Source organism: Leptospira bourretii, assembly GCF_004770145.1.
In the GTDB taxonomy this organism is placed as follows: Bacteria; Spirochaetota; Leptospiria; order Leptospirales; family Leptospiraceae; genus Leptospira_A; species Leptospira_A bourretii.
The window spans coordinates 140,386-152,832 of the sequence record NZ_RQFW01000016.1; the positions used below are offsets into that span (position 1 = coordinate 140,386).

Annotated in this window: 11 protein-coding genes; 8 read left to right on the forward strand and 3 right to left on the reverse strand. The window is 37.5% G+C overall.

Translation table 11 applies throughout. The features are described 5' to 3' along the window. The first annotated feature begins 1 nt into the window (after nucleotide 1). A complete protein-coding gene (locus EHQ47_RS10960) occupies nucleotides 2–478 on the forward strand; it encodes a response regulator (protein WP_135749022.1) in 477 nt (158 codons plus the stop codon). Between the two features lie 86 nt (nucleotides 479–564). Here the strand turns inward: EHQ47_RS10960 and recA are convergent, their stop codons facing one another. Beyond that, a complete protein-coding gene (gene recA / locus EHQ47_RS10965; RefSeq protein ID WP_135749021.1) occupies nucleotides 565–1,728 on the reverse strand; it encodes a recombinase RecA in 1,164 nt (387 codons plus the stop codon). Nucleotides 1,729–2,031: 303 nt separating this feature from the next. Here recA and xerA point away from each other — a divergent pair, with 303 nt between their 5' ends. From xerA to EHQ47_RS10990, 5 genes are all read left to right on the forward strand, one after another. Beyond that, nucleotides 2,032–2,967 carry a site-specific tyrosine recombinase/integron integrase gene (xerA, locus tag EHQ47_RS10970; protein ID WP_135749020.1) on the forward strand — a complete coding sequence of 312 codons (936 nt, stop codon included), beginning with the start codon at nucleotides 2,032–2,034 and terminating at the stop codon, nucleotides 2,965–2,967. 220 nt (nucleotides 2,968–3,187) lie between these two features. Beyond that, nucleotides 3,188–3,877: a TetR/AcrR family transcriptional regulator gene (locus tag EHQ47_RS10975; protein ID WP_135749031.1), complete on the forward strand. Its 690-nt coding sequence runs from the start codon at nucleotides 3,188–3,190 to the stop codon at nucleotides 3,875–3,877. A gap of 48 nt (nucleotides 3,878–3,925) precedes the next feature. Further along, complete coding sequence (locus EHQ47_RS10980; RefSeq protein ID WP_135749019.1) at nucleotides 3,926–5,368, forward strand: nitrilase-related carbon-nitrogen hydrolase; 1,443 nt, start codon at nucleotides 3,926–3,928, stop codon at nucleotides 5,366–5,368. A 143-nt stretch (nucleotides 5,369–5,511) separates the two neighbouring features. Then, the gene (locus EHQ47_RS10985; protein WP_135749018.1) at nucleotides 5,512–7,668 is read left to right on the forward strand and encodes a PAS domain S-box protein; all 2,157 of its coding nucleotides are present in this window, start codon (nucleotides 5,512–5,514) and stop codon (nucleotides 7,666–7,668) included. Between the two features lie 95 nt (nucleotides 7,669–7,763). Beyond that, nucleotides 7,764–8,543: a lysophospholipid acyltransferase family protein gene (locus EHQ47_RS10990; protein ID WP_135749017.1), complete on the forward strand. Its 780-nt coding sequence runs from the start codon at nucleotides 7,764–7,766 to the stop codon at nucleotides 8,541–8,543. Between the two features lie 17 nt (nucleotides 8,544–8,560). Here the strand turns inward: EHQ47_RS10990 and EHQ47_RS10995 are convergent, their stop codons facing one another. Both EHQ47_RS10995 and EHQ47_RS11000 read right to left on the reverse strand, forming a co-directional pair. Then, nucleotides 8,561–9,049 (reverse strand): SRPBCC family protein, encoded by a 489-nt coding sequence (locus EHQ47_RS10995; RefSeq protein ID WP_135749016.1) that lies wholly within the window; start codon nucleotides 9,047–9,049, stop codon nucleotides 8,561–8,563. Beyond that, nucleotides 9,046–9,381 (reverse strand): ArsR/SmtB family transcription factor, encoded by a 336-nt coding sequence (locus tag EHQ47_RS11000; RefSeq protein WP_135749015.1) that lies wholly within the window; start codon nucleotides 9,379–9,381, stop codon nucleotides 9,046–9,048. The genes EHQ47_RS10995 and EHQ47_RS11000 overlap by 4 nt, the downstream gene beginning before the upstream one ends. Before the next feature lie 115 nt (nucleotides 9,382–9,496). Here EHQ47_RS11000 and EHQ47_RS11005 point away from each other — a divergent pair, with 115 nt between their 5' ends. Both EHQ47_RS11005 and EHQ47_RS11010 read left to right on the forward strand, forming a co-directional pair. Continuing rightward, nucleotides 9,497–10,780: a chloride channel protein gene (locus EHQ47_RS11005; protein WP_135749014.1), complete on the forward strand. Its 1,284-nt coding sequence runs from the start codon at nucleotides 9,497–9,499 to the stop codon at nucleotides 10,778–10,780. 382 nt (nucleotides 10,781–11,162) lie between these two features. Further along, entirely contained in the window at nucleotides 11,163–12,305 is a 1,143-nt protein-coding gene (locus EHQ47_RS11010; RefSeq protein ID WP_135777192.1) for a FecR family protein, read from the forward strand. Nucleotides 12,306–12,447 lie beyond the last annotated feature (142 nt).

Below are 12,447 nucleotides of genomic sequence, written 5' to 3' on the forward strand. Positions count from 1 at the left end.
TATGGTTCCGAGTAGTATAGACCAATTGGTACAAGAAGTAGAGTCTCTGGTTGCGGACGTTTCAAAAGACGAGAAAGTTTATAAAATTGTGATGGTTGATGATATTAAATCGATTTCATCTTCCATGAAACGAGAGTTAACCTTTGTTGCTCGTAAATTAGACAATGTTAAATTGTCGATTGTAGATATTCAAGATCCTGAAATTGCTTATGAATATTTACAAAAGTGTAGACCCGATCTTCTCATTTCTGATGTTAAGATGCCATACCTAACGGGTGATAAATTAGTGGAAGCGGTAAAAAAACTTTATCCTGATTTACCTGTAATTGTTGTGACTGGGTTTGCCACAAAAGAAAACATTCTTTCTGTTTATAAATCGGATAAAAACAGTATCATTTTATCGAAACCTTGGGAACCGGAAAGGCTTGTTGGCGCCGTGAACCAAATGTTGGGAACTAATTTTCAGTGGAACGATTGATCACCTGCATTTTGTCTGAACAAAAAAAAACCGGCCCGGGAAACCCCGAACCGGTCAATGGTTCCTAAAAAGAAAGCCGAATGGTTTTATTCTCCGACAGCAACTTCTCCTTCTGCTTCGGTAGAGAAACTAACTGGTTGTTTTGATTTTGTTTCTTTAGTTTCTTTTGGATCCCGTTCAATGGATTTTACTTCTCTCGTTTGGATTTTGGATTGGTCCATAAGAGGGAGGCTGTTAAGATCCCTAACTTGGTTTTCGATTTTAAATGCGATATCTGGATTTTCGAGGAAGAAGTTTTTCACTTGTTCCTTTCCTTGTCCAATCTTCTCTCCACCGTAAGAATACCATGAACCAGCTTTGGCAACAAGGTCATGACGAACCGCAAGATCAATGAGAGAACTTTCTCTGTTGATTCCATTCGCATACATGATGTCGAACTCTGCTTGTCGGAATGGAGGGGCACATTTGTTTTTGACCACTTTCACTCGAACGCGGTTTCCAACTGGTTCTTCCTTTTCCTTTAAAGTTTCAATTCGGCGGATGTCCAATCGGATGGAAGCATAGAATTTCAATGCGTTACCACCTGTAGTAGTTTCTGGGCTACCGAACATCACTCCAATCTTCATACGGATTTGGTTGATAAAGATGACTGTGGTATTGGATTTGGAAATGGTTCCTGTGAGTTTACGTAGGGCTTGGGACATGAGTCGTGCCTGAAGTCCCATATGAGAATCTCCCATATCTCCTTCGATCTCTGCCTTAGGAACAAGGGCAGCCACGGAGTCGATGACAATGAGGTCGATCGCATTGGAACGAACGAGGGACTCACAAATTTCAAGAGCCTCTTCCCCGTTGTCCGGTTGGGCCACGAGTAGGTCGTCAACATTGACCCCTAATTTTTTAGCGTAAGATGGATCGAGAGCATGTTCTGCATCGATGAAGGCAGCAATGCCCCCTTTTTTTTGCGTCTCCGCAATCGCAGAAAGAGTGAGTGTTGTTTTACCAGAAGATTCTGGCCCGTAGATTTCTACGATCCGACCGGAAGGAAATCCGCCAATCCCCAAGGCGATGTCTAAATCCAAAGATCCAGTGGATACGACGTTCATTTCTGCCATACGTGTATCTGCACCAAGGCGCATAATGGAACCTTTACCGAATTGTTTTTCGATTTGGCCTAGGGCAGCGTCAATGGCCTGCTTTCTTTGGTCGGTTTCTTTTTCTTGAGCCTTGTCAGCTTTCTCTTTTTTCATGAATCAAACGTTCTCCTAAAATCGGTGTTCCGAAAGACTAGGTAGGGGACTAGGGCAGTTGGTTTCAAAAAAACTCTTATGAACCGACTCTCTCAAGGATGAACCCATCCCTTCCGAATTCCACTCTTTTTCTCTTCCAGATTGGCTCCAGTATGCATGAGACCTGGGACAAATTAGGAAGATGGCGAAATTTTTTCTGGATTATGTCTTTTTTTGTCGTTTTCAACACTAAACAAAATGTAAGTACTTGTATAGTATTTTTTTGCCGTAGGAGAAAGAAAACTTTGCCGATAGTTTCTTTGTATGACCCTGCCAGCTCTTGAAGTCCAAATCCCTGACCATTTTCCCCAAGCCATGGCCGAACTTTTCCGAAGTTACCGAACTTATCTTAAAATTGAAAAAAATTATTCGGAACATACTCTATTTGCCTACTTACGTGATTTGAAATTTTTCTTTGAGTTTTGTTTGAAAGAGGAAATTGACATTTTGAGTGTCGATGTTCTGGACGTGAGGGCATATTTTGCTGATTTAAAGTCGGCGAAAAAACAGGACAAACGAACCCAAAGCCGTAAACTTTCTTCCTTACGTACTTTTTATAAATTTTTATTTCGCGAGGAAAAGATAGGTGCCAATCCTATTTTGCAAGTCAGTTTTCCTAAAACAAAAAAGAAGTTACCAAAAAACTTCACACCGATCGAAACAGAAGACATCCTGGATTATCAAGACGGTGATAAAGCAGAAGTCCTTGGGAAAAGAGACAAAGCCATCGTGGAAGTATTATACAGCACGGGACTTCGTGTATTTGAGTTAGTCAATGCAAAGTTAAGCGATCTGAATCATGAATTAACATCACTTAAAGTGATGGGAAAACGTCGTAAAGAACGTTTTGTATTTATTGGCGAAGAGGCACAAAATGCACTCCGAGAGTATTTGGAAGAAAGAGGAACGGACGGCCCTGAAGAGATCTTTTTAAACCAACGTGGCGGAAAACTCACCACTCGCGGGATTCGTTATATTCTATCGGAACGAAGGACTGTGATGGGAATGGAAAAAGCCATCACACCTCATAAATTTCGACATACCTTTGCGACTGATCTTTTGAACGCCGGTGCAGACATTCGCGCCGTACAAGAGTTACTCGGTCACGCATCTTTATCTTCTACTCAAGTATATTTGAGTGTTTCGAGAGACCGACTGAAAGAAGTGTATCGGAACGCCCATCCTCATGCGAAGAAGTAGGGATTGGATTTAAGTTCCGCGTGCGGATAGAATCTCCCCGCCCTGATTAGGGTGGGGAACTAGACCCGCCACCCAATACGCTCCCTTTACCACAACCCCCTTTTTTTCGAAACCAAATCTCCTTCCGTCTTAAAAAAATATCCTATTTGTTCGTCTTTAGGATCAATTTTGAATTTTATTATTGTTGACTATAAAAATATATCTGGCTATAATTATGGTCATGCCTCAGAATTTGGAAAAAAAATTGGAAATCCTTCGACAATTTCCCTTAAAGGAAAGAAAGTTTGCCAAAACCCGGACCAACCTTACATCCGCCTTCCTCTCCGAACTAGAAACAAAAACGTTTGAAGAGATAAAAATCAAAGACCTTTGCCAAATGGCAGAAGTATCAGAGCCCACGTTCTACAATTATTTTCCAGAAAAGGGAGATTTAATCCTCCACTACATTCAAATTTGGAGTTTGCAAGTTTCGGTTTTTGCTAATGAAAAAAAATTATCTGAATCTGGGTTCGGTATCCTTTCTGCTTTATTTCGTTATACGGCAAAAGAGTCCAAAAAAAATCCAAGAATCCTTTTAGAGATTATTTCTTTTCAAGCGAAAACCAAAAAGCCGATTCAAATCAATCGGTTAACAGTCGCTGAACGAGTGTTACTTTTTCCTGACACATCTGGGATCGAAAATCTAGCGGCCGATGGAATCGAAGGAATCATCCAGAAAGCACTCGCTGTTGCCGCAAAAAATGGAGAACTTCCCAAATCTACCAATTGGCAATCTTTTTCATTGTCCATCGCTTCCTGTTTTTTTGGAATTCCTATCCTTGCTTTTCAATTAAACCAAAACTTAGAAAAACTTTGGTTAGATTCACTTCAATACTTGTGGTTGGGTGCAGGTGGGAAAATTGAAAATTAAGACTCACTAATCATTTATATACCTATATTATAAAGAAGGAAAAAACTAATGAAGCATTTTGATCAAAAATGGTTTTTGTTGTTGGTAGGTGGACTATTGATAGGGTTCACAGGGATGAATTGGAATATACCCATTTTTGTTTGGGTTGCAATGGTTCCTTTTTTGCGTTACATACGACTTGGATACTCTGTTTGGACTTTGTTCTTTGTTATGACATTGTTTCAAACGTTATCTACAATGAGAATCGTTTCAGAGCCATTTCATATTATGATTGCAGTTCTATCTGGAATTCAAAGTGGGATCGTTTTTACACTGTTACTTTGGATTTGGAACCAGCTCCGGATAAAATTCTCGAATCAATTATCACCTATTTTAAATTTTTCATTTCTTTTTATGATCACAGAATGGATTGGAGGTTCCTTCTCCGAGTTAGGTGTTTGGGGAATGTTCGCAAATAGCCAAATTAACAATTTAATTTTGATACAATCGGCTTCGTTGTTTGGTGCCACAGGAATTAGTTTTTTACTTTATTTTGTGAACGGAAGTATAGAACAAACTTTATCTGATTTTTTTTCGAGTAAAAAAATTTCAAAATCATCCTTTGGTTTTCTTTTTAGCTCTTGTTTTCTTTTGATCGGATTGTATTTTTATGGTGCGTTCCGTTTGACCATACCGATTGAAGGAAAAAGTATAAAAGTAGGCACTGTGACATCCAAAATGGAAATTCAAACCATGTGGTCAGATCCTTTACAGAATCAAAAAAATACTGAAATTGTTTTAAATCGCACCAAACAAGCAGCAGATGAAGGCGCCAGGGTAGTAGTTTGGAACGAAGGAGCAATCCTCGTCAATCGAAAGGATGAGGATTCTTTTCTGAAAAGAGTAAGCTCTCTTGCCTTAGAAAATAAAATCGAAATCATTGCCGCATACATTATTCCCTTAAAGGAAAATGAATTTTTTATGGAAAACCAATTGCATTGGGTTGGAAAAGATGGAACTTTTCGCCAAATTTATTTCAAACAATTCATCCCACCGGGAGAACCAATCTCCCATATTCCTTCTGAAATCAAAGCACTTGATTTGGGTTGGGGAAAAGTTTCTGTTGCCATCTGTTATGATTTCGATAATCTCAAATTAACTAAAAAACATGGGGAATTGGGAACAGGAATTAGTTTGATCCCTGCTTCTGATTGGAAAGGAATCAATCCATTTCATACGGAAATGGCGGCTCTTCGAGGGATAGAAAATGGTTCTTCCATTGTTCGTTCCACTCGAGGAGGTTTGTCAGGAATATACGATGCCTACGGGCGCGCCAAAGGAACTCTGGATTATTTTGAAGAAAATGATGGGGTGCTTGTCGCCTCTGTTCCAACAATCCAAACCCCTACAGTTTACAATCAATTTGGGAATTGGATGGTGGGGATTGGTTCTTTGTATTTTCTTTTTGGCGGTCTTTTCATCGTAGTGCATGTACTAAAGAATAAAAACTAACAGAGATTTGGGTAAAGCGATAAGGGGTGATTTTTTTGTTTAGAAAAATTCTAAATATTTGATTGAATTAAATTTCCTTTTTGTCATCATTTGTAGTTTGTGAATTCCTAATATAGTCATTAGGAATTTGCAAAGGATGTTTCATGACTCTAGTCGCTGATAAATCCATTTTGCTTGTGGAGGATGAAGCCCTCCTGGCAATGTTTGAGAAAAACCAATTAGAACAAGGTGGTTATCTAGTCACCCATGTTACAAATGGTGAAAATGCCATTCAATTGGTCATTCGCGAAGAAAAACCTTTCGACCTAATTCTTATGGACATTGATCTGGGAAGAGGGTTGGACGGTACACAAACTGCTACAGAAATTTTAAACCATAGAGAAATTCCGGTTGTATTTCTTTCTTCACATACTGAAAGAGATATCGTTAAAAAAACAGAAACAATTACATCATATGGTTATGTTGTTAAAAACTCTGGATTTACTGTACTTGATGCTTCTATTAAAATGGCGTTCAAACTATTCGAAGCTAATGAATTAACGAAAAGTAAAAAAGAACATCTAGAGACAGTCTTGCATTCCATTGGTGATGGTGTCATCGCCACAGATAGTGATGGAAAAGTCATTCGAATGAATCCTATTGCCGAAAAACTGACTGGTTGGACGCATGATGATGCTGTGGGACTTGAAATAAATCGAGTATTCAAAATTGTGAATGTAAAGACCAGGGCTTTAGTAGAAAATCCTGTTGATAAAGTCTTACGAACCAACTCAATCGTAGGACTTGCAAACCATACTGTCCTACTTTCTAAAGATGGATCTGAATACCAAATTTCTGATTCAGGATCTCCCATAAAAGATTTAAATGGTGATACGAGAGGGGTTGTACTTGTCTTTCGTGATATCACTGCAGAATACAATGTCCAAAGCCATATTGCAAAACAGGCAAATATGTTGAATAATGTATTGGATGCGGTAATCGGAACTGATTTTAATCATCGAATCAACTATTGGAACAAAGCTGCGGAGAAAATTTATCTTTGGAAAGCCGAAGAAGTGATGGGAAAATCCGTTTTAGAAATTCTTAAGACGGATTACCTTAGCCTAACAACTGATCATGTAATAGAAAAAGTAAATTTGGAAGGTAGTTTTATTGGAGAAGTAGTTCAGTTTGCAAAGGATGGTAACGTCCGAAATATTGAAATCAACCAAGTTCTGCTAAACGATGAAAGTGATTTGCCGATTGGTTACATTGCAGTGGGAAGAGATATTTCTGAACGCTTGAATGCCATGAATCATATCAGAGAATCAGAAGCAAAACTCACTCAAATCATTGAATCTGCAATGGATGCAATTATTAGCATTGATCAATCTAAAAAGATCATTCTTTTTAATGGAGCTGCGGAAAAAATGTTTGGATACCAAGCTTCGGAAATCATTGGACAACCCTTAGATGGTTTGGTTCCACTCGGATTTCGCAATCAACATGAAAGTCATATTGATTCATTTTCTAAAACAGGAGTGAGTCGTCGAGCTATGGGAGCTCTTGGTGAAATTCGCGGGCTTCGATCCAATGGAGAAGAGTTTCCTATAGAAGCATCCATTTCACAAATCTCTGTAAAAGGTGAAAAATTATTCACAGTGATCCTAAGAGATGTCAGCGTTCGAAATTTATCAGAATCAAAAATTCAAAAACTATTACATGAAAAGGAAAACATACTGAAAGAAATTCACCATCGTGTGAAAAATAATATGAGTTCCATCTTTACGCTTTTAACTCTACAGGCAAGGGCTCAGTCTGAAAGTAATGTACAAACTATTTTATACGAAGCGGCCGGTCGTATCAAAAGTATGATAGTTTTGTATGACAAATTGTATCATTCGGAAACTGATAACACGGTTTCTTTACAGGACTATTTCCCGACAATTTTCAAAGAAATTGTAAACATCTTCCCAAAAGTTGTAGAAGTAAAGATGGATATTTTGGAAGAACCGATTGAACTAAATGCAAAACTTCTTTCTTCACTTGGGATCATCCTGAACGAACTCATTACTAATTCAATGAAACATGCGTTTGGAGAAATAACAAATGCTGAAATCGGGCTAAGAATCTTTCGTGAAGGTAAAAAAATATTTTTAGAATACTCTGATAACGGAGTAGGGATACCGGAATCAATTTCATTCGATCACTCACCTGGGTTCGGATTACAATTGATTGGGATGCTTGTTGATCAGATCGAAGGTAAAATTAGCATTGTTAGAAACCCAATGTCTAAATTTCTTTTAGAACTATCTGTTTGAACTATTATAGATTCTTTTCCAAAAATATTCTAATTTTAAGAAAATAGATACGAATTTATTGTTTACCAACTCTTGGGTTCGGCTCCCATTCTCACATGGGCCAACTCCAATTCTTCGTGGTATTGTGTTATTCAATTCCATTTCTAGTGATTCTTTTTCCTATCGGTTTGTCTTTCTCTTACATCTTTAAGATCACAGGTCTTGATCGCTGGTCGAATCGGATCAATAATTATCTGGGATATTTTTGGTATCGTTCTTTTTTCCTACTCACTGGTAGAACATTAGATTTCAAACAAGGCAACTGGGATCCCAATGGGAACAATCGTTTTTTAATTTGTAATCATACAAATGCGATGGAAGTCCCACTCATCGTTGCTCTTCCTTATTTGTCGAATTCAAAAGATGTAAAGTTATCTTATCTAGGTGGAGATATCATTCAAAGGTATAAAATCATTCCACTTATGATGCATAAGACAATTGTAGAAGCAGTGATTTATTCTGAGAAAAAACCGAATTTCAGAAATTTCAAAACTGATGTTCTCAGAGTTTTAAAAACAAGGTCTATCTTTTTGTATCCAGAAGGAGAAAGGACTTTTACAGAAGAAATCAAACCGTTTCAAACTGGTGTGATGAAGATTGCATATAAATTTAATGTTGATTTGGATGTATTCGTTGTTAGCGGGATGATGGGGTATTCCAACCTTCCCGAATACTCTTATTTGAAAAAAACAAAAACTGTATATTTCCACTTTTGCGGTTCTATTAAAGCAAAAGATTTTTCTACTTTTGAATCATATTTATCAGAAGCAGAAACACTCATGAGGAATAAAAAGAAGGAAATTGAAGAGTTGGAAAAAGCTGCCGTTATAGCATAACGGCCAACTTCTATTTTTTATTTTGTTAACGTTTTTGTAAATGCCACTAGTTGGTCTAGGGCGGTACCCCATCCATCCATAAAGCCCATGTCTTCATGTTGTTTTTTTGTTTCAGGGTCTTTGTGTTTGGCAATTGCTTTGTATTTTGTCGCAGTTCCAATTGACTCCATTGTAACGAATGCAGTCATGAAACTATTTCCAGAAGGTCTAAAACCTGAAAGTAGGCTGTCGGTGAAAACCAATTTTTCTAGTGGAACCACTTCCAGAAAACAGCCGTTATTTGGGAATTGGTTGCCTTCAGGTGATTGCATCAAAGTGTAAAACTCGCCACCAGGTTTTAAATCGATCCGACAATCAATTGTTTTCCATGGAACAGGAGTAAACCACTGTTTTAACTGTTCTGGTTTTGTCCAAGCATTCCAAACCATTTCCACTGGTACTTCAACGATTCTTTCCAACACCAAATCCAATTCGGGATTGATTGTTTCATTTGATTCTAACTTCATGTTTTCCCCCGCGTTTTTAATAAAAATGAGTCCAATTGGTTTAACCTAGTTTCCCATTGTGACTTTTGTAACTGTAACCAATTTTCCATTACAGAAAATGGATTTTGGTTTAAATAACAAATCCGAACCCTTCCAACTTTTTCCGTATAGATCAGTTGGGAAGATTCCAAAATATCCAAGTGTTGCATAAAAGAAGGCATTGCCATCGAAAATGGCGATGCCAAATCACTCACACTTGTTGGTCCAATTCCTAAACGTTCGATGACTTGTCGCCTTGTCGGATCCGATAAGGCATGCAAAACAACATCAATGCTGTAGTTCCTTTTGACCATATTGGCATTCTAATAAATTTTAATACTTAGGTCAATACCTAAGTATTAAAATTTTGAATTTTTAAAAGTTAGTTTTCGACGAGATCTATTTCCATTTGATGGAAAAGGTAAGTTGATGGAAAATTCCAGCCCCAGTCCTAAGAACACCAGTCCCAAATTCCAATCCCTTTTCTTTGGAATTCAATGGATCCTGACCATTGGATGGATCGCAGTCTTTGTTGGTTCGGCTTCAGCTTTTTTCCTTGTGGCACTAGAAAAAGTAAGTCAGTTACGTGATTTACATTCCTCGTTGGTTTATTTTCTTCCTTTGGCGGGATTCACCATTGGTTGGTTTTATTTTCACTATGGAAAAAATGTAAGTAAGGGGAATAATCTACTCATTGAAGAGATTCATTCTCCCACTTCGATCATTCCGATTCGAATGGCTCCATTGGTATTTTTTGGAACTATCATAACCCATTTATTTGGTGGTTCTGCAGGGAGAGAAGGGACCGCTGTACAAATGGGGGGAGCTATTTCCCATCAGCTGGTTCGTTTGTTTCCCTTAAGAATTAAAGACCAACAAACTTTGATTATACTAGGAATTAGTGCGGGATTTAGTTCAGTATTTGGAACTCCATTGGCAGCTACTATTTTTTCTATTGAAGTAATTCGACTTGGAGATTATAGATGGAATTTACTTTTTCCTTCTTTGGTAACAGCTTATCTTTCGCATTGGGTTTGTTTGTTTTGGGGAGTTGGTCATTCTCATTATCCAAAAATTCCCGTCGACTTAAATGGAATCGTCATTGTTTTTTTAGTGGTCATTGCAATTTTCTCTGGTTTAGTTGCTCGATCATTCAGTTGGTGTGTTCACAATCTGTCTCAATACTTTTCTGATTGGGTAAGGTATCCTCCTCTTCGACCTTTTGTTGGTGGAATTGTCATTATCCTTTTGGTTGGATTTGGACTTAGCCCAATTTATTTGGGTCTTGGACTTCCCACAATTCAATCAGCATTTCAAATTCAATTGCCAATAGAAACTTTTCTTTTGAAGTTACTAGTAACGGTTGTTACGATTGGATCTGGTTTTAAAGGAGGCGAGGTGACACCTTTGTTTTTTATAGGTGCCAGTTTAGGAAATATTTTTGGTTATTTTGATCCCAGTCATTTATCTTTGTTTGTTGCTCTTGGTTTTATATCTGTTTTTGCAGGGGCAAGTAATACTCCTATTGCATCTGCGATCATGGGAATGGAATTATTTGGATGGGAAGCAGGAATTCTTTTTTTTATAGCTACTTGGATCGCTTATATTGTTTCTGGCCATACCAGTATTTACCAGTCGCAACTCATTGGGAAACCAAAACTCTTGAGTAGGTCTTCCGATCTTGGTAAAAAAATATCGGATTTAAAAAAATAAATTTAGGATGAAATTTTCTTCTTTCGATTTGAAAGATCTGAAGTCGGAGAAAAAAATGTGTTATTTCTCTGTCAATCTAAGCTTACATTTTGGGCAGTAAACTCTTGTTTATTGGTCCAGATTTGGAAGCATTGGCACCATTTTAAATTTGTATTCTAAGTCTCTTGCCAGCGCACCACCTAATTCTTCGAAACTTTCAAAAAATACCACCATTTGGGTGTTTTACTGGGATCACTCCCAACCGTCTTAATTTTGTAATGTTAAGTTAGGAGTTTGGCAAAATCCTATTAAATTTTCTAAAAAAAAAATTGTTTTTACAAATTTGAAAATGGGATTACTTTGAATTGTTTCTCCTAATACAAGGCTTAGTTGGAAAAAAAATATGAAAACAAAAATGATCCTTATCCCAATCCTCCTATTTTCCTTACAATGCAGTCGTTTCCAATTTGGATCGAATGCTGCAAACGACCAAACTGCTGGTGCAGTGGTGACTTTTTTGCAGGGAAATATCACAATCCTTTCACAAGGAAAAGAGTCCCAAGCAAAAATTGGAGATGTCGTTCGACCAGGGGACCGGATACTTTCCAAACTGGGAAGGGTCGATTTACAAACTTACAGAGGTGAAGTGATCCGGATCAAAGATAATTCTGATGTATTGTTTAGAGACATCGCTGGAGAAAACCATCCCAATACCGAACTTCATTTATGGGCAGGGAACCTTCTTGTAAAATCAGTAAAACTAAAATCATCACAAAATCTTTCTGTAACTTCACCTACGATGGTGGCTGGTGTCCGTGGAACAGTATTTTCATTTGAATTAGAAAAGGGTTCAGTTCCTAAAGTGAAAGTTTATGAAGGAGCCGTTTCGGTTGCCTTTAAAACTTCCCCTAAACTAGTAGAAATCAATGAAGGACTTTCTGCGGAGAATTACAACCGTTTGGTGAAAACTCTAGAAGAAAATGAAGTAGTTTTGGAACCTGGTGAACGTTTGGAAGTAAATCCAAATTTAAATGAACTTGTGTATTTGATCAATGCAAAAGTGGCAGCCAATGCATTAACAAACGAAGAATTAACAGGTTTTTCCGATTTTGATAATGGTTTATCCAAAAAGGAAAGTGTTGTCACTCCTCAAGAAAAAGCCGAAGCAGAAACTCTTGTTTCCATTCGTTCGGAAACAATTCAAAAACAAATAGAATCACCAAAAGACAACTCATCCAATCCATCTGAAGTAGCGGTTGCGACAATCGAAAAAGAACATGCTGGAAAAAGAGAAGAAGCTTTAAATAAAATTGCTGCTGAAGCTGCAAAAACCGGATTTGATGATGAAGAAGAAATTCACAATCATTATAGTGTTTTGGAAACAATTCATAAATCAAACGGAGATGTTCTTTCTGGTGCCGTTGTTGCTCAGTTAGGTGATGTTTTTATTGTTCATTCGACAAAAGGTGTGTTTCAACTTTCAATTGATGATATTGAATATGTAGAATACAAAAATTTCTCAGTAAAAACCAAATTAAAAAAATAAAGATTCCCGCAGGAAAATATAGGTTTTCTTCTCTTTTTCGTAAATTCACCGAACATCTATGAGACAACTAAAGTCTCTTGGTGTTCGGTTTTCTCATCAAAAAGTAACAGTGATCAGTTGGATGGCTGATACTTGATTTCAT